The 24,270-nt window shown below is 71.2% G+C and carries 15 protein-coding genes; 3 read left to right on the forward strand and 12 right to left on the reverse strand.

Features of this window, described 5'->3' with window-relative positions; all coding sequences use genetic code 11:
- Positions 1-64: 64 nt before the first annotated feature.
- From OG714_RS20900 to OG714_RS20915, 4 genes are all read right to left on the reverse strand, one after another.
- On the reverse strand, positions 65-1,843 hold the full coding sequence (locus OG714_RS20900) for a GMC oxidoreductase (RefSeq protein WP_406123068.1): 1,779 nt from the start codon (positions 1,841-1,843) through the stop codon (positions 65-67).
- Positions 1,844-1,941: 98 nt separating this feature from the next.
- On the reverse strand, positions 1,942-3,573 hold the full coding sequence (locus OG714_RS20905; RefSeq protein WP_406123070.1) for a succinic semialdehyde dehydrogenase: 1,632 nt from the start codon (positions 3,571-3,573) through the stop codon (positions 1,942-1,944).
- A gap of 148 nt (positions 3,574-3,721) precedes the next feature.
- Positions 3,722-5,227 (reverse strand): serine/threonine-protein kinase, encoded by a 1,506-nt coding sequence (locus OG714_RS20910; protein WP_406123072.1) that lies wholly within the window; start codon positions 5,225-5,227, stop codon positions 3,722-3,724.
- 44 nt (positions 5,228-5,271) lie between these two features.
- Positions 5,272-6,186, reverse strand: coding sequence for an MBL fold metallo-hydrolase (locus OG714_RS20915; RefSeq protein ID WP_406123074.1), 915 nt, complete (start codon positions 6,184-6,186; stop codon positions 5,272-5,274).
- Between the two features lie 102 nt (positions 6,187-6,288).
- Here OG714_RS20915 and OG714_RS20920 point away from each other — a divergent pair, with 102 nt between their 5' ends.
- Positions 6,289-7,182: an AraC family transcriptional regulator gene (locus tag OG714_RS20920; RefSeq protein ID WP_406123076.1), complete on the forward strand. Its 894-nt coding sequence runs from the start codon at positions 6,289-6,291 to the stop codon at positions 7,180-7,182.
- On the opposite strand, the gene OG714_RS20925 is transcribed toward OG714_RS20920, so the two are convergent.
- From OG714_RS20925 to OG714_RS20950, 6 genes are all read right to left on the reverse strand, one after another.
- The gene (locus OG714_RS20925) at positions 7,183-7,551 is read right to left on the reverse strand and encodes a hypothetical protein (protein ID WP_406123078.1); all 369 of its coding nucleotides are present in this window, start codon (positions 7,549-7,551) and stop codon (positions 7,183-7,185) included. It abuts the gene before it with no gap.
- Positions 7,548-9,182 carry a serine/threonine-protein kinase gene (locus OG714_RS20930; RefSeq protein WP_406123080.1) on the reverse strand — a complete coding sequence of 545 codons (1,635 nt, stop codon included), beginning with the start codon at positions 9,180-9,182 and terminating at the stop codon, positions 7,548-7,550. The genes OG714_RS20925 and OG714_RS20930 overlap by 4 nt, the downstream gene beginning before the upstream one ends.
- 92 nt (positions 9,183-9,274) lie before the next feature.
- Positions 9,275-10,969, reverse strand: coding sequence for a serine/threonine-protein kinase (locus OG714_RS20935; RefSeq protein ID WP_406123082.1), 1,695 nt, complete (start codon positions 10,967-10,969; stop codon positions 9,275-9,277).
- Between the two features lie 29 nt (positions 10,970-10,998).
- Complete coding sequence (locus OG714_RS20940) at positions 10,999-12,714, reverse strand: serine/threonine-protein kinase (RefSeq protein ID WP_406131898.1); 1,716 nt, start codon at positions 12,712-12,714, stop codon at positions 10,999-11,001.
- 157 nt (positions 12,715-12,871) lie between these two features.
- The gene (locus OG714_RS20945) at positions 12,872-16,402 is read right to left on the reverse strand and encodes a protein kinase (RefSeq protein ID WP_406123084.1); all 3,531 of its coding nucleotides are present in this window, start codon (positions 16,400-16,402) and stop codon (positions 12,872-12,874) included.
- 164 nt (positions 16,403-16,566) lie between these two features.
- Positions 16,567-19,044, reverse strand: a complete 2,478-nt coding sequence (locus OG714_RS20950) for a protein kinase domain-containing protein (RefSeq protein WP_406131900.1) — start codon at positions 19,042-19,044, stop codon at positions 16,567-16,569.
- A 170-nt stretch (positions 19,045-19,214) separates the two neighbouring features.
- Between OG714_RS20950 and OG714_RS20955 the strand changes: the two genes are divergently transcribed.
- On the forward strand, positions 19,215-20,321 hold the full coding sequence (locus OG714_RS20955) for a serine hydrolase domain-containing protein (protein WP_406123086.1): 1,107 nt from the start codon (positions 19,215-19,217) through the stop codon (positions 20,319-20,321).
- Positions 20,322-20,428: 107 nt separating this feature from the next.
- Here OG714_RS20955 and OG714_RS20960 read toward each other — a convergent pair whose 3' ends face one another.
- Positions 20,429-22,135, reverse strand: a complete 1,707-nt coding sequence (locus OG714_RS20960) for a glycerol-3-phosphate dehydrogenase/oxidase (RefSeq protein ID WP_406123088.1) — start codon at positions 22,133-22,135, stop codon at positions 20,429-20,431.
- A gap of 289 nt (positions 22,136-22,424) precedes the next feature.
- On the opposite strand from OG714_RS20960, the gene OG714_RS20965 reads away from it, so the two are divergent.
- Positions 22,425-23,633, forward strand: a complete 1,209-nt coding sequence (locus tag OG714_RS20965; protein ID WP_406123090.1) for a nucleotide sugar dehydrogenase — start codon at positions 22,425-22,427, stop codon at positions 23,631-23,633.
- 81 nt (positions 23,634-23,714) lie between these two features.
- On the opposite strand, the gene OG714_RS20970 is transcribed toward OG714_RS20965, so the two are convergent.
- On the reverse strand, positions 23,715-24,257 hold the full coding sequence (locus tag OG714_RS20970) for a hypothetical protein (protein ID WP_406123092.1): 543 nt from the start codon (positions 24,255-24,257) through the stop codon (positions 23,715-23,717).
- Positions 24,258-24,270: the final 13 nt, after the last annotated feature.

The following is a 24,270-nucleotide window of genomic DNA, read 5'->3' on the forward strand; positions in this document are numbered from 1 at the left end:
TCGCCTACGCCTTCGAGCCGCCGCCTGCAACTCCGGGCCGTCGTCCACGACTTCAGGTCGTCGCCTACGGCTTCGGCGGCACCGTCGGCATCCCCAGGAACGGCAGCTTCAGTGCGCCGAACGCGTCCTCCGGGACCGCCGGCCGGTGCGGTTCCACCGGCTTCAGGCGTTCGTACGACAGCCCCTGCTCGGGGCGCGGGTCCGGCTCGCCCTTGTTGGGCCAGTACGACATCGCGCGCTCGGCCTGTGCCGTGATGGTGAGGGACGGGTTGACGCCGAGGTTCGCCGAGACCGCCGAGCCGTCGACGACCGAGATACCCGCGTGGCCGTAGAGGCGGTGGTACGGGTCGATCACGCCGGTCTCGCGGGAGGCGCCGATGGGGCAGCCGCCGAGGAAGTGGGCGGTGAGCGGGGTGCCCATGAGTTCGCCGACGTTCGAGCCCGCGAAGCCGTTGATCTCGGCGGCGATCGCCGCCGCGCCCTCCGAAGCCGCCCTGATCTGCTTGGGGTTGGGGGCCCCATGTCCCTGACGTGCCGTCAGCAGGCCTTTGCCGACGCCGTCCGGTTTCAGGTACGTCGTCAGGGAGTTGTCCAGCGACTGCATCACCAGGCCGATGATGGTCCGCTCCGACCAGCGGCGGTTGGAGAGCGAGCGGAGGACCAGGAGGGGGTGCCTGGCCGCGTTCGCCAGCCAGCCCAGCGCCCTCGACGAGCCCTCGGCGTACGGGACTTGGAGGATGGAGAGGCCGCCCATCGAGTTGGATCCCTTGCCGTAGCGGACCGGTTCGATGTGGGTGTTCTCGTCGGGGTGGATCGAGGACGTGATGGCGACTCCGCGCGTGAAGTCGACCTGCCGGGTGCCGGTCGCCTTGCGGTAGCGGCGGTTGTTCGTCTGCGCGCCGACCAGCGCCTCCGAGTTGGTGCGGGTCAGCTCGCCCAACTTCTCGGAGAGGTACGGCAGTTGCCCGCCCGTCTTCATGCGGTGCAGGAGGGTCTGCGTGCCGTAGGTGCCGGCCGCGAGGACGACTCGGCGGGCCTTGAAGGTCTTCCCCTCCGACTTGCGGCGCGCGTCGGTCGGCAGGGTGGCGATCGCGTAGCCGCCCTGCGAGTCGTCGGTGACCGACACGACCGTCGTCATCGGGTGGACCACCGCGCCCGCCTTCTCGGCGAGGTAGAGGTAGTTCTCGTTCAGGGTGTTCTTGGCGCCGTGCCGGCAGCCCGTCATGCACTCGCCGCACTCGGTGCAGGCCTTGCGGTCCGGGCCCGCGCCGCCGAAGTACGGGTCGGTGACCTGTTCGCCGGGGCGCGCCTTCGTGGTGCCCTCGGCGTCCTTGCCGTCGCCGAAGAAGACGCCGACGGGGGCCATGTGGAAGGTGTCGCCGACGCCCATCCGCTGGGCCGCGGCCTTCAGGTGGACGTCGGACGGGGTCATCGTCGGGTTGAGGCGTACGCCGAGCATGCGGCGGGCCTGGTCGTAGTACGGGCTCAACTCCTCTTCCCAGTCGGTGATTTCACGCCACTGGAGGTCCTCGAAGAACGGCTTCGGCGGGACGTAGAGGGTGTTGGCGTAGTTGAGGGAGCCGCCGCCCACGCCTGCGCCGGCCAGGACCATGACGTTGCCCAGCAGGTGGATGCGCTGGATGCCGTACATGTTGAGCTTGGGGGCCCAGAGGTAGTTCTTGAGGTCCCAGGAGTTCTTGGGGAGCGTCGACGGGGTGAAGCGGCGGCCCGCTTCCAACACGCCGACGCTGTAGCCCTTTTCGGTCAGGCGGAGGGCGGTTACTGAACCACCGAAGCCGGAACCGACGACGAGGACGTCATAGTCGTAGGCATCTTGCGACAACGTGTTCTCCTCATTGAGATTCGCTGCGGGTCGTGTGTGGCTGGTCGCGCTCACGCGGCGGAGCCGCATGTCGATACGGCCCCGCGCCCCTGGGGTGACTACCTCAGCCGGAATGCCTTCATCACCCGGAGACTCCTGCTCATGAACTGCGCGTACGCCTCGTCGGTCATTCCCAGTGACGGGGCCATCGGCAACAACCGCTGCTGCGCGACCGTCTGGGCCTCCGTGTACTTGAGGATGCCCTCGGAGCCGTGGCGGCGTCCGAGGCCGGAGTCCTTCATGCCGCCCATCGGGGACTGGACGCTGCCGTAGGCGGAGGCGTAGCCCTCGTTGACGTTGACCGTGCCGGTGCGGAGGCGCGCGGCGATCGCGCGGCCCCGGCTGCCGTTCTTCGTCCAGACCGAGGAATTGAGGCCGTACGGCGTGGAGTTGGCCTCCTCCACCACCTCGTCCTCCGTCTTGAAGCGGTAGATGGAGACGACCGGGCCGAAGGTCTCCTCGGCGCAGACGGCCATGGGGGCCTCGACGCCGTCGAGGATGGTGGGCTCGAAGAAGTACGGGCCGATGTCCGGGCGGGCGACGCCACCGGCCACGAGCTTGGCGCCCTTGGCGACCGCCTCCTCCACATGGCGGGTCACCGACTCCAACTGCCGCTCCCCCGCGAGCGATCCCATGTCCGCGCCGTACGCGAGGGACGTGCCGAGGCGCATCGCCTTCGTGCGCGCGGCGAAGCGCTCCAGGAAGGTGTCGGCGATCGACTCGTGGACGTACAACCGCTCGATGGAGACGCAGAGTTGGCCGGCGGAGGAGAAGCAGGCGCGGATCGCGCCCGCCGCCGCCTTGTCGATGTCGGCGTCCTCCAGGACCACCATGGCGTTCTTGCCGCCGAGTTCGAGGGAGACGCCGATCAGGCGGGCGGCGGCGGCCTGCGCGACCTCGCGGCCGGTGCGGGTGGAGCCGGTGAAGGAGACGTAGTCGGCGTGCTTGACGACCTCGGGGCCGACGACCGGGCCCTCGCCGAGGACGACCTGGAAGACCTCGGCCGGCAGACCCGCCTCGATGAGGAGGTCGCGGGCCCAGAGGGCGGTCAGGCAGGTCTCCGTGTCCGGCTTCATCACGACCGCGTTGCCCGCGGCGAAGGCCGGGAGCGCGTCGCCGACGGAGAGTTCGAGCGGGTAGTTCCAGGGGGCGATCTGGCCAACCACCCCGCGCGGGTGCCGAAGTTCGGTGACCTTGGTGAGGGTCGGGACGGCGCCGGTGTGCCGCTTCGGCTTGAGGTAGGCGGGGGCCTTGCGGCCGTAGTGGCGGGCCGCGACGGCGACGGCCTGCACCTCCTCGTGCGCGTGCAGCCGCGCCTTGCCGGTCTCCAGCTGGATCAGGTCGAGGACCTCGGCCTGCCGGGCGAGGACGAGGTCGTGGAAGCGGAGCAGCACCGCCGCGCGCTGCCGTACCGGCGTCTGCGCCCACAGGGCCTGGGCGGCGCGGGCCGCGTCGAAGGCCTTCGCCACGTCCTCGGGTGTGGACTCGGGCAGATCGGCGAGCTTCTCACCGGTGAACGGCGAGTGGTTGGCGGTCCGGCCGGAGCCGACCACACCCTTCGTGAGCTGGGCGATCAGCTCCGGGGTGACCACATCGGCGGCGGTACGGGCGCCTGTGGGGGCCGGCGCGAGGGGGTTCGTGCCGGTCGTCGTTTCCGTACCGGTCTTTTCCGGGGCCTGCGAGTCCGTCATGTGCGGCAGGGTATGCCGCGACGGGAGGTTTGGGTACCCGTCGGTAATCGGGATTCACGCACTACTCACATCACGCCAGTGATCACTGGCAACGAACGCGCTGATCAGGGCGTTGTACGGGGATGATCACCGCCGGATCACCACAGAATCACTTTTCCGTGAGCCTGAGCCGGTCACGGGCGCCTTTGAAGAGGGCGGTGCCCTTCTTCTCGTCCGGGGTGCCCTTGGGCATGTCCACGCGCAGTTCGTACATGCGGTGATCCGCGGTGCGGATGATCAGGGCCATGATGCGGGTCGGAATGCCCGACTGGTCGTAGACCGTGTCCGCGAGGACGGCGTCCTTGTTTCCCCGGAAGCTGGTGCGGGTGTACTGCGGGTGGGACGTGCCCTTGCCCAGGGAGTGCGCTTCGGTGAGCGGCGAGCCGGCGGCCGGGTCCCACTCGGTGAGGCGGACGCGGAGGGTGCCGGTGCCGTAGGTGACGGTACGGCTGCCGGATCCCGTCTGCGCGTCGAGCCGCTTGGACTGGGACGGAAGGGAGAGGACGGCGGACAGTTCCTTCTCCGGGTGGGCGGTCCAAGGGGCGCTCTTGGTGCTGTCCCGGTCCAGGAGGCCGTCGACGACGGTACCGAAGACCAGACCGGCCAGCAGGAGTACGCCGAGGGTGATGAGAAGGGCGCGTCGGGGGCGGGACTTGGGCTTGGGTTCGGATTCCGGCTCCGGCTCCGGCTCCGGTACGGCGTCGGAGACGACGGCGGCGGCGACCTCGGGCTCCTCGCTGGGCTGCGCGTCCTGGACGGTGATCGGCGGCTCCGGTACGTCCTTCCCCGCGGCCACCGCGTCCAGTACCGCGCCGACCTCCTCCGCCCCCGGCCGCGCCTCCGGTTCCCGCTCCAACAGCCGCAGGATCAACGGCCCGAGGGGCCCCGCCCGGGTCGGCTCGGGTGGTTCCCCTGCGAGGATCGCGCCGAGGGTGGACTCAACAGTCGTACGACGAAAGGGAGATGCGCCTTCGACGGCCGCGTACAGGAGGACACCCAGGGACCAGAGGTCGGAGGCCGGGCCCGCACCCGTGCCGGACATGCGCTCGGGGGCGATGAATTCGAGCGAACCCACGAACTCCCCGCTGGCGGTGAGGGATTCCTCGCCCTGGATGTGCGCGATGCCGAAGTCGGTGAGGACGACGCGGTCGTGCGGGCCCAGCAGGACGTTGGCGGGTTTCACGTCCCGGTGCACGATCCCCACGGCGTGCGCGGCGCACAGGGCGCCGAGGACCGCGAGGCCGATGCGGGCGGCGTCGGCGGGGGCGAGGGGGCCACGCCCGAGCAGTTCGTGCAGGGACTCGCCGCGCACCAACTCCATGACGATCCACGGGAGTTCTTCCTCGATGACGACATCGTGGATGGCGACGGCGGAGGGGTGGTCGACCCGGGCGGCGGCGCGGGCCTCGCGGTAGAGCCGGTGGGCGGCGCGCTGGAACTCCTCGTCCTCCGGGTCCCCGGGCAACCGCGGCTGTTTCACGGCGACTTCGCGGTCCACGAGTTCGTCGTAGGCCCGCCATACGGTGCCCATGCCGCCGGAGCCGATCCGTTCGAGCAGCCGGTAGCGCCCGCCGACCAGACGTCCGTCGCGCACCTGTTCGCCGACTTCGCTCATGCCCCATCAGTACCGTGCCGGATACGGCCTTGTCGACGCGCGCCCTACTTCCCGAGCACCAGCGTGTCGCCCACCCGCCGCACCTCCACGACACCGGTGCCGCCGAAGTGCGCCGGAATCACCAACTCCCTTTCGTCAGCGGCCCGTTCGAGCACGCGCCGCCGACTCCTCGCGGCCTGCCGGGGATCGAGGCAGAAGCAGCTGCTGCACTCCGGATGCTGAATCTGGACGGGGCTGTGCAGCAAGTCCCCGACGAACACGGCCCGTTCACCGCCGGAGGCGACCCGGAGGACGGACGAACCGGGGGTATGTCCCGGCGTGGACTCCAACGTGAGCTGTTCGTCGACGCGGTACGTGCCGTCCCACAGGGTCGCCAGCCCGGCGCGGTGCACGGGCGCGACGCTGTCCTCGTAGGTCAGGCGGTCGTCGGGGCGTACCGCACCGCCGTAGTTGTTCTCGGGCCCGAAGTGGAAGTCGTCGGCGGCGGGGAGGAGATACTGCGCGTTCGGGAACATCGGCGCCCAACTCCCGTCCACGTCATGGGTGTTCCAGCCGACGTGGTCGCCGTGGATGTGCGTGTTGACGACGACGTCGACCTCCTCGGGCCGTACGCCGGCCCGCGCGAGCCGTCCCGGGAGGTCGCCCTGGCTCATGTGGAACAGCGGATTGCCGGGCCGTTCCCGCCCGTTGCCGACCCCGGTGTCCACGAGCACGGTCCGCCCGGCGCTGCGCACCACCCAGGTCTGGAGCGCCACGACCGCACGGCCGGTCTCAGGGTCCCAGTGGTCGGGGGCGAGCGTCTCGCGGTTGTCCTGCCAGACGCCGGGTGGCAGGTCCGGAACGAGGGTGCGGGCGGGGGCGTAGGGCCGCGCCCACTCGACGACTCGGGCGACTTCGACGTCACCGATCATGAAGGCCTGTGTGTCGTTCATCTGGGTCCCTGCGTTGTCCTCGGTCATGGAAATGAGCGTAAAGAGGGTCGAGTGAATGCCTCAATGCTCAAATTCCTCACTTCAATACGCAGACGGCTCACCACTGCTGCCCCGGCGTAACCTGGACGCATGGACGTGGTGAGCGACGCGATCTCCGCCGTGCGGACCGGGCGGCCCTCCTCCAACCGCCTCCGCGTGGGCGGAAGTTGGTGCACGCGGCTCGCGCCGTACGAGGGTGCCGGGTTCCATGTCGTGCTGGCGGGTGGCTGCTGGCTGGTGCCCGACACGGGCGGTGAGCCGGTGATGCTGGGCACGGGGGACGTCGTACTGCTGCCGCACGGGGCGGGACACGTGCTGGCGGACTCGCCCGGTGACGTGGCGCGCGCAGTGCCGTTCGAGGAGATGCGGCGGCCGGCCGGGGACGGGCGCGAGGTCGAGTTGCTGTGCGGGAAGTACCGGCTGGACCGGAGCCGAACGCATCCGCTGATGGCGGAGCTGCCAGAGGTGGTCCATCTGGCGAACCGGGTCGGCCGTCACCCCGAACTCCGTTCGGCGGTGGACCTGTTGGCGAACGAGCTCGACGAACGGCGGCCGGGGGCCTGCCTGGCGTTGCCGAGTCTGCTCGACCTGCTGCTGATCTACATGGTGCGGGCGTGGATGTCCGAGGCGGAGACGGGCAGTTGGCCGTCGGTGCTGAGCGATCCGGTGACGACGGCCGCGCTACGGGCCCTGCACTCGGACCCGGCCGCCGCCTGGACCAACGACCGGCTGGCCGCGGCGGCCGGGGTGTCCCGGGCGACGCTGGCCCGCCGGTTCACCGCGCTGGTGGGGCGGGCACCGATGGCGTATCTGACGTGGTGGCGGCTGACGTTGGCGGCGACGCGGCTGCGCGACACGGACGCCTCGCTGGCGGCGGTGGCGCGGGAGACGGGGTACGGCAGTCCGTATGCCCTGTCGCACGCGTTCAGCAGGGAGTTCGGGGTGACGCCGGGCAAGTACCGGGTGTCGGCGGGGAGTTCGTAGTCATCCGCCCGCGGGATCCGGATCGGGGTCGGGGTCGGGGTCCGGATCGTCGTCGTACTCCTCCGCGAGCCGCAGGCCCAGGTCCGACTCCCACTCCAGGGCCCACCGCCGCAGTTCCGCGATCTCCGCCTCGTCGAGTCCGTGTGCCGCGAACTCCTCGTCGCTCACCCACACGACACTCTCCAGCCGGTCCCGCAGCCCGACGAGGTCGAAGTCCGTTGCGTCGCCCCGGAGGCCCAACTGCTCCAGTTCGACGGCGGAGTAGTGGCGGCGGGCTGCGTACACGTCGACCATGTCGGCCGGCAGACCGCGGTCGCCGAGCGCGCGCACGCTCATCACCGCGAGGTCGGCCTCCGTACCGCTGCTCATGGTTTGTCGACGGCCAGGTTCGCGATCGCCGTCTTCGCCACCTCGCGGCCGCGGGCCGTGAAGTCGCCCTTGCCCGGGTAGCTGATCGTGAGCTTGTACATGTCCCCGGCGGAGGTCTTGTAGTAGAGGATCCTCAGCTCGCGGGGAAGGGGGTTCTGGCTGCCGTAGGACGTGCTCGTGATCGTGTTCTCGGCCGCGGGCTTGCCCCCGTACGTGGCGGACGGCTCCGGGACGGTCTTCGTGGCCTCCTTGATGTCGAGGTCGACGCTGCCGTTGTCCACGAAGTCGCCGTTGTCCTGGTACATCTCGGCCGCCGCCGAGTCCTTGATGTAGCCGTTGGCGTCCTCGGACTTCTTGTCGAGGTTCAGGAAGATCCAGACGCTGCCGCTCAGGTCGGTGTACGTGACCCAGTGGCCCTTGTCCGTCTCACGGTCGGGGACGGTGCGCCGGTAATCGGCCGGCACGGCGAGCGTCGCGGCCACATCGGCCTCGTAGTGTTTCCGCCAGTCGTGCGGGAGGGTCTGTCGCCCGGCGAACGGGTTCGCGATCACCAGGTACGCCGCCACCGCCGCCGCGACGACCACCGCACCGAGCCCGAACCACGTCTTGCGGCCCAACCGGCCTTTGTCTGCGGGGCGTTCGACGTACCGCACCTCCTGGGTGGGCGCCGGCGCGGGCGGGTTCGCCACCGATTCGAGTACGGCACGCACCTGGGCCGCGTTCGGGCGGCTCGCCGCATCCTTGGCGAGGAGGCCGGTGATGAGGTCGGCGAGCGGGCCCGGTGCCGAAGTCGGCGGTGCGGGCGCGGAGTTGAGGACCGACTGGAGGGTGGCGGGGGTGTTGCTGCGGCGGAACGGCGAGACGCCCTCCGTCGCCGCGTACAGCACCACGCCGAGGGACCACAGGTCGGAGGCGGGGCCGGGGCGCTGGCCCAACACCCGTTCCGGCGCGATGTATTCGGGCGAACCGACGAAACCGCCGGTGTCGGTCAGGTTCGTCTCGCCCTCGATCTGGGCGATGCCGAAGTCGGTCAGGACGACCCGGTCGTGCCGGCCCAGCAGGACGTTGTCCGGCTTCACGTCACGGTGCAGGACGCCCGCCGCGTGTGCCGCTTCCAGCGCGCCGAGCACCTGGAGGCCGATCCGGGCCGCGTCGCGCGCGTCGAGGGTGCCCTCCTGCAACGCGTCGCCCAGCGAGCGGCCGGTCACCAGCTCCATCACGATCCACGGCTGACCGTCGACGACGGCCACATCGTGCACGTTCACGACAGCCGGGTGGTCGAGCCGTGCCGCCGCGCGCGCCTCGCGGCGCATCCTCTCGAAGGCGTTGGCGCGTTCGCGTTCGGGAAGATGTTCTGGGATGCGCGGTTCCTTCACGGCGACCTCGCGGTCCACCGTCTCGTCCTTCGCACGCCACACCGTGCCCATACCGCCATGCCCGAGCTTGCCCAGCAGCCGGTACCGACCGGCTATGAGGCGTCCGGTGCCGGGGTCCGGCGGCGGGGCGGGAGTCGCGTACGGGTTGTTCGGGTGCGGCACCGGCGCGGGCACGGCCATCTGCGGGTTCGGCGGTTGCAGAGCGAAACTCGTGGGCTCGTCGGCCCCGCGTCTGGCTCCCCCGTTGCTGCTCATACGTCCATCCATATCGCGCCAGACGCCACCGCAGCCACCTCTGGACCTTTCCGGTCACAGAGCCGTGACGCGGGATGCCCCATATGTGGTGTTCATGCCCGTGTGAACGTGCCGAGCGCGACGTCGAAGTACTCCTTCGCCTCCCGCACCTTGCCGACCGGTGCCGACACCCACACGTCGTACATCCGGCCGTTCTCCTCCCAGCAGATGTCGTAGGTGTGCCGGGGTCCCTCCGCCGTGCTGAAGCCGTTCCAGGTGAACTCCCAGAGCGCGGCGGGGTGTCCGTAGTGCGTGGTGTCGGTGACCTCGCCGTCGTGGTAACCGGGGTTCGTGTCCGCCCCCTTGGCCGCCGCGCTCCTCATCACCGCGAGCGGGCCGCCCTGTTCGGGGTCGGACATCTTGATGCCGAGGCGGAAGGTCTCCCCCGGCGACATGTAGAAGATGCGCTCGCCCTGCGGTACGCGCACGAAGTCCTCCGGTACGGCGAGGGAGAAGCCGTCGGGGTCGTGGGCGACGCGGTAACCGGAGGGCGCGGTAGGGGTGTTGGACGTCTCCGCGCTCGCCGAGGGCGTGGGCGACGTTGTCGGCGTACCGGCACTCGTGGAGGTCAACGGCGCCGAGGTGATCGGCCGGGCACCCCCTGCACCCCCGTCCCCGTCGTCCCCTCGCATCAACAGCGCCGCCGCCGACACCCCGGCCCCCGCCATCGCCGCGACCAGCAACGCGGCCACGAGCACTCCGCGCGTGGAACGCCGAGGGGGCTGCCCGGCCGTGGCGGAAGAGGAGGGGGTCGGCGACGGCTCGGGGGCCGACGGGGTCGGCGGTGGCACCAACTCCCGTCGCGGTACGTCCTGTTGGGTCGGCGTGTACCCGGGCGACCGCTGACCCGTATGGCCGGATGTCGCCCTCGGATGCCGCCCCGTCGACGCCTTCGGTGTCCGCCCGGTGTCCAGGAAGGCCCGCAGCATCCGCTCCGCCTCGGCCGCCTCCAGCCGCCGTTCCGGATCGCGTTCGAGCAGTCCCCGTACGACGGGCAGCAGCGGCCGGGCCTGTTCTGGCGGGCGGATCTCGTCGACGACGACCGCGTGCAGGATGCCGCCCAACGAGTCGCGCCGGAACGGGGATTCACCGCTCAGCACCGTGCACAGCAACGCGCCCAACGACCACAGGTCGGACGCGGGGCCGGTCCGCACGCCCGACATCCGCTCCGGCGCGGTGTACTCGGGCGAGCCGACGAACACACCGCTCTCGGTGAGGGTCGTGGCACCCGCGACCTGCGCGATGCCGAAGTCGGTCAGCACGACCCGCTCGGGGTCGGCCTCGTCGGCGGCTGTCTGGAGCAGCACGTTCGCCGGTTTGATGTCCCGGTGCAGGACGCCCGCCGCGTGCGCGGTGCGCAGCGCGCCGAGGAGGGCGATCCCGATCCGCGCGGCCTCGGCGGCGTCGACCGGACCGCGGGCGGAGATCCGCTCGGCGAGCGACCCGCCGTCGATCAACTCCATGACGATGTAAGGCCGTTCGTCCTGCTCGACGACGTCGTGCACGACGATGATGTGCGGGTGGCGCAGTTGCGCGACCGCGCGTGCCTCGCGCAGGGTGCGGTCGCGCTGCTGGCGGGCCTCCTCCTCGGAGAGCGAGTCGTCCTGGGCGATCTCCTTCACCGCGACCTGGCGGCCCAGGAGTTGGTCGGTGGCCCGCCACACGACGCCCATGCCACCGCGCCCGAGCCGCTTCTCCAGTCGGTAACGCCCGGCGATCACCCGGACGTTGTCCCCCTCGGTCCCCATGCGCACCATCATGACGCAACCCGCGGCGGTCAGCCCGAGTCGGGACTCCAGCTCTGCAGGACCGACTTGAACTGCGCGCTCGTCCGGGTCCAGTCGGCGGCCGGGGACGACATGTAGATCGCGTACTCGATGCCGTCACGGGACGTGTACGTCTCTTCGGTGGCGCGCCGCGGCCCCGGGAAGGGGGTGTCCTTCGCCAGCGCGGTCCAGGTGTAGTCCCACAGGGAGCCCGGACGGTCGCGGTAGGTGTTCTCCTTCAGCGTCACCCGGTTGTAGTCGACCAGCTTCTGGAGCTGCACTTCCAGGTCCAGTTGATGGGCGTACGCGGTGGGGAAGTCGGGTGAGGTGTCGAGGGCGATGCGGACGAAGTGCTCGCCGTTGTCGGGCGTGTAGTCGACCTGCTTGATGCTGCCGTCGTCGCTGACGCCGTAGACCTTCCGCTTCCAGCCCTTGGGGAGGGAGACGTCGAAGCCCCAAGGGTCGTGGTGGACCTCCCAGTTGGCGGGGATGGAGCCCTGCGCCGGGGTCTGCGTGGCGTCGGTCCCCGTGGGGCTCTGCGAGGCGGGGGCAGGGGCGGCCGTGCCGCCCTCCTGCTCGCTGTCCTGGTGCCACTTCTGGAGCCCCAGCGCCGTACCGCCGCCGACGAGCGCGGCGACGACGACCACCAGGGCGACCGAACGGAGCCTGCGCCGCTTCGGCGGAGCGGCGGGCATGCCGGCCGTACCGCCGGCGACGAGCGGCGTGTGATGGGTCGGCCCGGTCGCCGACGGATACGGCGTCGCGCCCCCGGTCGCCGACGAGTACGCACTCCCACCCCCGGCCGCCGACGGGTACGGCGTCGCACCCGAACCCGGACCGAAGCCCTCCGCCAACCCGCCCTGCCGCGAGCCCACTTGCTGCGTCGGCAGCCACTCCTGGGCCGCTCGCGGGCGCCGCCCCTCGGCCGCCTCCCCGAGCAGCTGCTCGGCCTGGTCCGCGTCGGGCCGTAGCGCGGGGTCCTTGTTCAGCAGCGCGCCGATGACGGGCGCGAGCGGGCCGGCGTACCGCAGTTCACCGGCGTCCTCCTCGACGACGGCCTGCATGGTGGACAGCGGCGAGGTGCGGCGGAAGGGCGAGCGGCCCTCAACTGCCGTGTACAGCGTGGCGCCCAGCGCCCACAGGTCGGAGGACGGTCCCGGGTCGGCGCCGCGGACGCGCTCGGGGGCCAGGTAGTCGACGGACCCTACGACCTCTCCCGTGCGCGTGATGGTCGAGTCGCCCTCGATCTGCGCGATGCCGAAGTCGGTGAGCAGCACCCGCCCGTCCTGCCCGAGCAGCACGTTGCCGGGCTTGACGTCACGGTGCAGGACGCCGGCGGTGTGCGCGGCGCGCAGCGCTCGCACCACCCACACGCCGATGCGCGCGGCCTCGGCCGGCTCGATCCGGCCCTTCTCCTTGACCTCGTCGGCAAGGGAGTTGCCCTCGACGAGCTCCATGACGATCCACGGGCGGCCGTCGTGTTCGAGGACGTCGTGCACGGTGACGACGGCGGAGTGGTTGATCCGCGCGGCGGCGCGCGCCTCGGCGCGGGTGCGTGCCAGCAGCCTCGGCTGGTCGCTCTCGGACACGTAGAGCGCGGCCGTCAACTCCTTGATGGCGACGGCCCGGTGCAACACCTCGTCGTGCGCCCGCCACACCCGGCCCATACCGCCGCTGCCGATCGATTCGGCCAGCCGATAGCGCCCCGCGAGGAGCAGGCCCTGCATCTGATTCACGTTTCCCCGCAATGCTCTTGACAGGCTCAGCGTAAGGACCGGCCCTCTGACAGGGAACCAGCGGGGTACCAAGGAGACCGCACTGTGACGGTTGTCGCTTCTGCGCCCGAACGGGAACCATCGGGCCTCGGCGCGCCGCCTCCGCAGGTCACCCGGTGTACTGATACGTCGACGACGCCTGCTCGTACAGCCGGGTCACCTCGTCGCGTTGAGCCTCCGGGCCGCGCACCTGCACGATGTGGTAGCGGCCGTCGATGAGGAACGCCATGTTGCGCACGAACAGGTCGCCGCCCTGGCTGTCCGTCCAGGTGAACTGCCCCTCGGCCATGGTCTTTCCACCCACCGTGATGGTCCGCAGCCCGGTCGCCGTGGCCCAGCTGGAGTTGCGGTACGGCTGCAACTCGCGCTCCTTGTCCCGCTGGTAGACCATCGGGTCGCTGCCGTTCGCCGTGGCACTGTCCCGTCCGGCTACGACGATCAGCTCGAAGTCGCCGTGGGAGTAGACGATTTGGCCGCTCCCGTTCTTCGGCGTACGGGTCCACCCCTTGGCCACGGCGACCTGGAACCCGGCGGGGTCCTTGCGCAGCACGAACCCGTCGCCGACGTTCGGATCGCCCTGTGTCTCCGTCGAACTGGCGGACTTCGAGGGCGTGTTGTGGGCACTGGGCGAGGTCTGATCGGGCTGCGGCTGACTACTGGCCCCGGCCGACGACTGGGAGGGCGCGGTACTGGCTTCCCCCGCGGCCCCGGTCCGATCCCCTTGTCCCGCCCCGGTGTTCTCCCCGGACTTGGGCATGAAGAGCATGGCGTACGCGATCGCGCCGGCCAGCAGCAGGAAGACGAGGATGAGCAGGGTCCGCCCCAACCGCCGTGGCGACCCGTTCACTTCTTCCTTGGCCCGCTTGTGCCGGCCGTGCGGACTGGTCGCGGGCAGTCCGGCCCGCCGCCTGCGCACCAACTCGCCGCGCCGGCGCACGATCGGCAGCCGCCGGGGGTCGGTCGGCGGGGTGGCGACGACGTAGGTACCGGCCTCGGGCTCGGGCGCCGAACGCACCAACGACCGCAGCCAGCCCCGCAGTTCCTCGAAGTCGAGCCGCTCGGTCGGGTCCTGCCGCAGCAAGGACTCCACGACCGGCCTGAGCGGTCCGCACTCCTCGGCGAAGGCGGGCGGCTCCGCACACACGAGTTGCACCAGCTCGGCGGTCGCCTCCTCCGGATACGGCGCATGCCCCTGCACGGCCCGGAAGAGCAGCGCCCCGAGCGCCCACAGATCGGTCGCGGGCCCGATCGGCGCGGCCAACTGCCAGTTCTCATGCACCGGCACGGCCTGCTCAGGCGCCCACCGCTCGGTGACGGGCCCGACAACCGTCATCCGCACCTGCCGCGCCCGCTCGGCAGCCAGGGCGGTGGCGGGCCCACGGCGAACGGGAGCTCCGGCGGAGGCCAGTTCGTCCCAACGAGCGGGTGTTTGAGGGGAGTTGCCGGAGGCAGGGGCGGTGGCAGGGGCTGCCGGGATGGGTCCGTCCAGGCCGGGGAGGCGGGGGTTTCCGGCAGGGGGTACGGCGGCCTGACCGGCGGCGGGGGTGAGGGCGCCGTAGGCGGAAGCGTCGGTGCCGTGGAGGCGGGTGTCGGCGCCGTGGGGACGGGGGGCGCCGCCGTGGGGCGGGGGACCCGCGCCGTAGGGGGTGGCCTCTCCGCCGTAGGTTGAGGGGTTCGCGCCGTAAGTCGAGGGGTCCGCGCCGTAAGTCGAGGGGTCCGCGCCGTGGTGACGGGGGTCGCCGCCACGGGCCGGGGCATTCGCGCCGTAGGAACGGGCGTCTCCGCCGTAGGCCGGAGCCTGCGCGCCGTAAGCCGTGGGGTCCGCTACGGGGGCCGAGGCGTCCGCGCCGTGGAGACGGGCGTCGCCGCCGTGGGGCGAGGGGGCCGCGCCGTACGGCTGACCCTCTCCGCCATAGGGCGGGGCGTCCGCGTCGTAGGGACGAGCATCGCCGCCGCTGGCCGTGGCGTCCGGGCCGTACGCCGAAGCGCCCGCACCGTAGGGACGAACCTCCCCGCCGCGCGCCTGGGCGTCCGCGTCGTACGGACGGACGTCACCGCCGGCCGAGGCCTCCGCGCCGTACGCCGAGGGGTCCGTGCCGTAAGCGCGGGCCTCCCCGCCCTGGGTCGGGGTGCCCGGGCCGGGGAACGTGCCTGTTCCGCCGAGGGACGGTGTGCCGGTGGTGCCGCCCTCCTGCGGAGGGAACGGGCGGTCGGTCTGTGCGGACGGGACCGTGCCGCCGCCGGGGCGGGGTGCGGCGCCGTGCCAGGCGGTGTTGCGGACGCCGTAGGGGTCGGCTATCTGGCCGGGGGGTGTGGTGCCGGTCGGGTGCTCCACGCCGTTGCCGCCGGAGTACGGCAGTTGGGCCGAACCGTTGGCCTGTGCGGCGCCGCGCTCGCCCTCGACCGCGGGCCGGGCACCGGGCAGTGCCGGGCGCCCCGGCTGGGTGTCCTGTACCCGGGCGGCGGCTCGCGCGCCCGCGCGGTACGCGGCGATCGCCCCGGCCCGCGCGGCCCGGACGTCACCGACGGCCTCCGCTTCCCTGCGGGCCAGCGCGGCGGAAGCCCCGCTCCCGCCACCGCCCTCCACACCGACTCCGGGCAGCCCTCCGGCGGCCCGCGCCTCGATCGCGGCCCGCCGAGCGGCCTCGGGGTCCACACCACCGGGACCTACGGCAGGGGTGACCGCACCGGTGCCGGTTCCGCCACCCGCGCCGCCGAAGCCGATCGCCCCGCCGCCACCGGCACCGCCGCCACGGGAGTCACCGGGGACCGCGGGGACCGTAGAACCGCCGGGAGACCTGGAACCGGCCGGAGCCGTCGACCCCGCGGGAGCGATGGAGCCGCCCGGGGCCGTGGAACCCGCGCGCGGCGCAGAACCGCCCGGAGCCGTAGAACCCGCGCGTGGCACAGCGCCACCCTGCGCTCTGAAACTCGCGGGTACCGCTGGTCCGGCGCCGCCAGGTCCCGGACCCGGTCCGGCGCCGAGCTGGCCCTGGCCCCCGCGTTCGTCCTCTCCGTCCTGGACCGGCACCGGGTCGTAGCCGCACAGTGCCTCCTCCGCCGCGCCGACCGCGAGGCCGGTCAGCATCACGCGGCCGTCGTCGCAGACGAGCACCGTGCGGGCGGTGATGTTCCGGTGGACCCAGCCGTGCGCGTGCAGGACCCGCAGCGCCATCAGCACGTCGGAGGCGACCTCGGCCGCCCGGTACGGCGACAACGGCTTCTCGACGAGCAGCGCGGACAACGGCTGGGCGGACACCAGTTCGCTCACTATCCACAGCGAACCGCCCTCGGCGAACACGTCGAAGACCTGGTCCAGCCGGGGATGGTCGGGGATCCGCGCCGCGGCCTGCGCGGCCTCGACCGCACGCCGTACCGCCGGATCGGAGGGCCGCCGCGTGGCGGTCCGCGCCGCGGTCGGCCGCCTGGCCCCGCGGTCGCGCGCCGTGAACCCGTCGGGCAGCCCGTCCTCGCCGAGCACCTCCGCCTCGACGACCTCCGGCAACGGCACCTGGCGTACCAGGACTTCCTGCCCGCTGTAGGTGTCGAAGGCCGGGCTCTCGGTGAGTTCGTACTCGTCGGAGGGCGGCAGCGGCAGGCGGTAGCGGTCGGCGAGCACCCGACCCGCATAGTCGTCCACGTTGCCTCCCCCGGCCGCCCGGTTGGTCAATTCCGTTCGCCTTGCGCCCCGTTCCGCCTACATACCTGGATGCGTACGGTCCACAACCACTCACGATACGTGCCGGAGGCAACCCGCAAAGAGGGGTTGACGGATCTGGCGCGCCAAACCCGGACCCACCCGCCTCACGACTTCGGTTCGAACGTCTTCGTCAGGGTTGTCCAGGTGTCCTTACGAAGCTCAGTACCCCAATTGGCCGCCTTCGCGGTGTACATGAGCGCATATCCGAGATGACCGTTGACGACGAACCCGCGGTCGATGGTGCGGTACTTCGTCCCGCCGTCCTCATAGGTGAACTCCCAGTCGGCCGTGTTCCAGCTCCGGTAGTCCACCTTCTCTATTCGGATCCGCGTGTACCCGGAGCGCGTCATGTACTGCTCCTGGTTCTTCCAGTCCGCCACCGCGTCACCTTTCGGCGTACTGGTCCAGGCGATCAGCAGCTTCTGCCCGTCGGGCCCGGTCAGCCGGACCCCCGCGGAGTCGGTCGACTGGTACGACCACCCGGCGGGCAGCCCGATCGAGAACCCCTGACTCCCCTTGTACGTCTTCACGACCGCGGCGCCGCCCGAGGAACCGTCCGTATCGTCACCAGTCCCGCCGGACGCGCTCGTACCCGAACTGGCCTTGCTCCCCGCGGCCGGTGCCGTCGCCGTGGAGTCGGTCTGCGCACCGCCCGTGCTCCCGGTGTCGCCGTCGTCCTTCTTGGTGTCGGTGCTCGCACTCGCGCTCGCACTGACACTGCTGTCCGCCTTGGCGCCGCTGTTGTGCTTCGACCCCTTGGAGTCGTCGTCATCGCCACCGAGCGTGAGCGCCAGCACGACACCGATCACCGCGAGCGCGATGACGATCGCGATGATCACCAACGTCCGCTTCGGCACCACATCGGTGAGCGGCGCCCTCGGCACCGGCCGCGGCGGCAGATCCGGCGGCGTCATCACGGGCCATCCGGAACTCCGCCCACCAGAAGCCGAGTTGGCCGACCGAGTGCTCGACTCGTGCGTCGCGCCCAGGTCCCGGGTACCGGAGTCCCCCAGTCCCGTCTCCCGCAGCCCGGACGCCTGCTCACCCAGGTCACGCGTACCCGGGTCACGTGTACCCGCCGAGTCACGCGTCCCCGAGTCCGACGCACCGGGCTTCGCGGCAGGGCCGCCAGCAGCACTCGAACCGTCAACAGCGCCCGAACCGGCCGCAGTTCCGGCGCCGGCCGCAGTTCCCGCACCGGCCGACGTCCCGGAACGGGTCGCCGAACCAGAAGCGCCCCCCGACCGAGCCGAAGGCACCCCGGGCGTCCGAGGCCCGGCAGCCGCAGACCCTGAACTCCCGCCGGCAGCCGCGCCCTTCGCGCCTCCGGAGCCGGCAGCACCGGAGCCGCTCTTGCCCGAAGCACCGGCGCCACCAGCGGCCCCGGCACCCGCACCCGAGCCACCCGGCTTACCGGCAACGGGAGTTGAAGCCCCACCAGAACCCGAACCTGAACCTGAACCTGAACCCGCAGCCGCAGCCGCAGCCGCAGCCGCAGCCGCAGCCGCCGAAGACGTGGCCGCCCCGGCCCCCGCCGAACCCCCCGCGGCCTTTCGCATGGACCGCAACGCCCCACGCAACCGCTCGGCCCCGGCCGAAGGACCCGAACTCCCGCTACCGCCACCGCTCTTCTTGCCGCCGGACTCCGAAGGCCCCGGCTGCGGAGGCAACGGGACCACCCTCGTCGCGTCCACGGCCTGCACCGGCTCGGGCTCGGCCGCCTTCGGCTCGGGCGCGTGGATCACCGCGTTGAGCATCGCCCGGGCACCCGCGTCGTCGAGACGCTGGGCCGGGTCCTTGTTCAGCAGGCCGTAGATGACGTCCTTCAACGGCCCGGCGTTCTTCGGCTCCTCCAACGGCTCGGTCATCACCGCGGTGAGCGTGGCGATCGCCGAACCCTTGTCGTACGGCGGTGCGCCCTCGACCGCCGCGTACAGCAACCCGCCGAGCGACCACAGGTCGGCCGCCGGTCCCGGCTTGTGCCCGCGGGCCCGCTCCGGGGAGATGTAGGAGGGCGCGCCGACGAGCATGCCGGTGGAGGTGATCGACGGGTCGCCCTCGACCTGCGCGATACCGAAGTCGGTGAGCACGACCCGGCCGTCCTCGGCGATCAGCACGTTCGACGGCTTCACGTCGCGGTGCAGGATGCCCTCGCGGTGCGCGGACCGAAGGACGTCGAGTATCGCGAGCCCGACCTCGGCCGCGCGCCGCGGCTTCAGCAGGCCGTCCTCCCGGATGGCCTCGGCGAGCGACTTGCCCTCGACCAACTCCATGACGATCCACGGCCGGTCGTCCTCGTCGACGACGTCGTAGACCGTCACCGCGCTGGTGTTGCGGATCCGCGCGATGGCCTTGGCCTCGCGCAACGTCCGCGTGATCAGCCGGCGTTTCTCGTCCTCGTCGATGCTGGACGGGAACCGCAACTCCTTGACGGCGACCGTCCGGCCCAGGGTTTCGTCCTCGGCACGCCACACCGTGCCCATGCCTCCGCGGCCGAGCACTGCTCCCAACCGGTACCGCCCGGCGAGGAGACGTTCGCTCTTGTCCTGACGGGATGTCCCCGCCCGCTCCGCCTCCGACATGCGTCCCCTCATGCAACCCGCCCTGACAGAGCCTCCATTGTCCCCCACCGAACAAGTGCCCAACGCCCAGGGGGCCTCTCTCCGCGCACCGAAGTCACATCCGGCCGGACATCCGACGCAGGTCACACAGCCAAGCCGGGCAGGATGACCGGTGAGAACGGAGGATCACGATGCCCACTCCTCGGACACTGCTGGCCATTCCGGTGTCCCTGGCCCTCCTCTGCCTGTCCACGGCCGCGTCCCAGGCCCACCCGGCACCGGACATGAACGCCCTGGTCAGGCTGCTGGTCGCGCGAGGCGGAGCCCCCGCCGCAGCGCTACTGGCCCACGACAGCACGGGCTTCGGCAACGAGCCGACCGGGACGGACCACGCACGGGCCGCGACGGACTACGCACTCGGCACGACGGAGTACGCACAAGCCGGAACGGGCATCAGCCGCGCCGACCACTTCCGCGCCGGCAGCATCACGAAGACCTTCATCGCGACCGTGGTCCTCCAACTCGCCGCCGAACACCGGCTGTCCCTGTCCGACACGGTGGAGCAGCACCTGCCGGGTCTGGTACACGGAGCGGGCAACGACGGGCGCGCGCTGACCCTCCGTTCCCTGCTCACCCACACCAGCGGCCTGTACGACTTCACCGCGCTCACCGGGGGCACGGTCCCCGTCTCCCCAACTGAGGCCGTCCGTACAGCGATCACCCACCCTCCGGCCGATCGAGGCCGCTTCTCCTACTCGAACACCAACTACGTGCTGCTCGGCCTGGTCATCGAGCAGGTCACCGGCGACTCGTACGCCGCCGAGGCCGAGCGCCGCATCATCGCTCCGCTGCGTCTGACGGGCACCTCCTTCCCGGGCTCCCGCACCACACTTCCCTCGCCGCACGGCCGCGCCTACGCGACCGACGGCTCCGACGTCACCGATCTCGACCCGCGGGTGGCCGGCGCCGCGGGCGAGCTGGTGACCACGCTCACCGATCTGGACCGCTTCTACGCGGCCCTGCTCGGCGGCGAACTGCTGCCCCCGCACTGGCTGCGCGAGATGCTCAACACCCGTACCGCACACGGCTCGTACGGCATGGGGCTGTTCCCGGTGACGCTCCCGTGCGGTGTCACGGTGTGGGGGCACAACGGCCGGATCTCGGGCAGCTACGTGCGCGCCGCAGCCACCGTCGACGGCCGTCATGTCCTCACCTTCCGTGTGAACACGAGCGAGATCGCAGACCCCGGCCTCGAACCGGCCCTGCTCGCCGCCGAGTTCTGCCCCCGCACCTCGTAGAACGGCCGGGTTCCGGACAAAGATCCCAGTTCACGACACTCGTTCGAGTGAAGCCGGCCCGGGCTGGGCCGGGCTGAGCTGAGCCGGGCCGACCGCACCCGGTGTCGCTACAGCGGCGCGATGTCCGGCGCCCCCAACCGCGCCGCGTCCGCCGTCAGGTCGTCGGGCTGGCGTTGCGACTCCCGCTCGGCCTCCACCCGCTTCTCGTAGTGCTCGACCTCGCGCTCGATCTGGTCCTTGTCCCAGCCGAGCACCGGCGCCATCAGCTCGGCCGCCTCACGGGCGCTGCGCGTGCCCCGGTCGAAGGTCTCGATCGAGATGCGGGTGCGGCGGGTGAGGACGTCGTCGAGGTGCCGTGCGCCCTCGTGCGAGGCGGCGTAGACGACCTCGGCGCGCAGATAGTCGTCGGCGAACTGGAGGGGTTCGCCGAGCGTGGGGTCCTTGGCGATGAGGTCGAGGATCTCCTCCGCCATCGACCCGAAACGGTTCAGCAGGTGCTCCACGCGCACCACATGGATGCCGGTCTTGGAGGCGATCCGTGCTCGCGCGTTCCACAGCGCCCGGTACCCCTCCGCGCCGAGCAGCGGCACGTCCTCGGTGACGCACTCGGCGACCCGCATGTCGAGCCCGTGCACCGCCTCGTCCACGGCGTCCTTGGCCATCACCCGGTACGTCGTGTACTTGCCGCCCGCCACGACGACGAGCCCCGGCACCGGATGCGCGACGGTGTGCTCGCGCGACAGCTTGCTGGTGGCGTCGGACTCGCCGGCGAGCAGGGGCCGTAGTCCCGCGTACACGCCCTGGACGTCGTCTCTGGTCAGCGGCACGGCGAGCACCGAGTTCACGTGCTCCAGCAGGTAGTCGATGTCGGCGCTGGACGCGGCCGGGTGGGCCTTGTCGAGGTCCCAGCTGGTGTCGGTGGTCCCGACGATCCAGTGCCGGCCCCAGGGGATGACGAACAGCACGGACTTCTCGGTGCGCAGGATCAGCCCGCTGGTGGAGTTGATGCGGTCCTTGGGGACGACGAGGTGGATGCCCTTGGAGGCGCGGACGTGGAACTGTCCGCGCTCGCCGACCATGGCCTGGGTGTCGTCGGTCCACACGCCCGTGGCGTTCACGATCTGCTTGGCGCGGATCTCGTACTCGCCGCCCGCCTCGACGTCCTCCACCTTGGCGCCGACCACGCGCTCGCCCTCGCGGAGGAACCCGGTCACGCGCGCGCGGTTGGCGACTTTCGCGCCGTACGACGAGGCCGTGCGCACCAGGGTGGCCACATAGCGGGCGTCGTCCATCTGGGCGTCGTAGTACTGAAGGGCCCCCACCAGGGCGTCCTTCTTCAACGCGGGTGCCACGCGCAGGGCGTGACGGCGGCTCAGGTGACGGTGCGTGGGCAGGCCGCGGCCGTGCGCGCGGGCCATCGACATCGCGTCGTAGAGCGCGACGCCCGAGCCGGCGTAGAGGCGCTCCCAGCCCTTGTGCTGGAGCGGGTACAGGAACGCCACGGGCTTCACCAGGTGCGGGGCCAGCCGCTCCAGCAGGAGTCCGCGTTCCTTGAGTGCCTCGCGGACGAGGGCGAAGTCGAGCATCTCCAGATAGCGCAGCCCTCCGTGGATGAGCTTGCTGGACCTGCTCGACGTGCCGGACGCCCAGTCGCGCGCCTCGACCAGTCCCGTGGACAGGCCGCGCGTCACGGCGTCCAAGGCGGTGCCCGCGCCGACCACACCTCCGCCCACCACGAGCACGTCCAGTTCGCGCTCGGCCATTCCCGCCAGTGCCTCGGCTCGCTGCGCCGGACCCAGTGTCGCTGTCCTCACCGCTGCCTCCCGCTATCGGTAGCGCCGGCCGCACCCGTTCGGCGAAGCCCGGTTCGTATCCCTCCTGCCCAAATTCTGACCGGGTTGCCCGACTTCAGCCACCACTCGCCCCCAGCCTGTGGACAACAATCACAGGACTGCCGAAAAACACAGCCGTCCAATCCCGCATAACGGTCATATTTACTCCTAGTCTGACATTGCGCTCGCTCGTTCTGTCCACAGGGCTTGCGCACCTGTCCCACTTCGGTTATCTGTCCCGCTTCGGTTATTGGGAAGGACGGCCCACGCCATGCCCGCAGACCTCGCCGTCATCGGACTCGGTCCTCTCGGCCTGCCCCTGGCCCAGGCCGCTGTCGCCGCCGGTATCGCCACGGTCGGCTTCAAGACCGGCCCCGAGGCCGGCTCCCTCAGCCCCGCCGAACTGCGCCGGATGCTCTCGGGGGGCTTCCGGCCGGCCACCAACCCCGCCGAGCTCGGCCGCGTACGCACCGCCGTGATCTGCGCGCCGACCCCCCGGGACGCCGACGGCGGCCTCGACCTCAGCCAGGTGGAGACGGCCGCCCGCGCCCTCGCGGCCCACCTGCGCCCGCACACCACGGTGATCCTGGAATCACCGGTGCACCCCGGCACCACCGAGAACTTCCTGCGCCCCCTCCTAGAAGAGGGATCGGGTCTCCGCGCGGGCCGCGATTTCCACCTCGCCTACTCCCCCAGCCGCATCGACCCCGGCAACCGCGACTTCACCCCGGCCAACACCCCCAAGGTGATCGGCGGCCTCACCCCCGCCTGCACCGAGTCGGCCGCCGCCTTCTACGGCCGTCTCACCGACAAGGTGGTACGCGCGCGTGGCCTGCGCGAAGCGGAAACCGTGCAGCTGCTGGAGACCAACTTCCGGCACGTCAACATCGCCCTCGTCAACGAAATGGCCGTCCTGTGCCACGACTTGGGCGTCGACCTGTGGGACGTCATCCGCTGCGCGGAGACCAAGCCGTTCGGCTACCAGGCCTTCCGCCCCGGCCCCGGCGTCGGCGGCCACGCCGTCCCCCAGGACCTCACCGGCCAGGGCGCCCGCCCCCTCCGGATGGTCGAACTCGCCCAGCAGGTCAACAACCAGATGCCCCGCTACGTCATCCAGCGCGCCGCCACGCTCCTCAACGAGCACGGTAAGTCCGCGCGCGGAGCACGGGTGTTGCTGCTCGGCGTCACCTACAAGGCCGACCTCGCCGACCAACAGGGCACCCCCGCCCAGGAGATCGCGATCCGCCTGATGGAACTCGGCGCCTCCGTCAGCTACCACGACCCCCACATCCCGTCCTGGAGCGTCCTGGACCGCCCGGTCCCCCGCGCGGACTCCCTCTACGAGGCGGCGGCCGACGCCGACCTGACGATCCTGCTCCAGCAGCACCGGACGTACGACCTCCAAGGCCTGTCGGTGAAGGCGCAGTTGCTGCTGGACACGCGGGGGGCGACGCCTACGGGGGCCGCGCACCGGCTCTGAGTCCCGCCCTCACCCGCGATCGAACACACGAGTGCGGCCCGGCAGTGGGGCCGCCGGGCCGCGCTGGTGGTACGCGTCAGATCACTTCGCGGAGTGCACGTAGTGGTAGCCGACGGCCTGACGGGCGACGCCCTTGCCCATGTAGGAGCCGTCGAGCTTGCTGTAGGCCTTGAAGGAATAGGCCTTGTAGAGCGGGTACGCCACGAGGGTGCCGTTCTTCCCCTTGGGTACGTTCCAGCTGCCCGCCATGGCCTTCGTGCGCGCCTTGGTGACGTCGAACCCGACGGCGGCCGACACCGATCCGGCCGTCACGGTCACGGTGGAGCTCCTGGTGTTGCTCACCGTCTCGGTGGACGTCAGCGTGAGGGTCATGGGGCCCTTGCCCTGCACGATGGCTATGTAGGTCTTGCCCTGCTGCAGCCCGAGGTACTTGATCTTCTTGACGTTGCACCAGTTGTGCGTCTTGACGCGGCCGAGGTCGTCCGTGATGTGCGTGACACAGGACTTCTTCTTAGCGGCAGCAACGCTCGTGCCGGCGGTCGTTCCGACGGTGGCGGCGAGCACCGCCAGCACGACAACAGCACCCTGGCCCGTACGCCCCAACCTGGATCGCCGATTCTCCATGAAGTTCCCCCGT

The sequence above is a fragment of the Streptomyces sp. NBC_00989 genome (genome assembly GCF_045162655.1).
GTDB lineage: Bacteria > Actinomycetota > Actinomycetes > Streptomycetales > Streptomycetaceae > Streptomyces.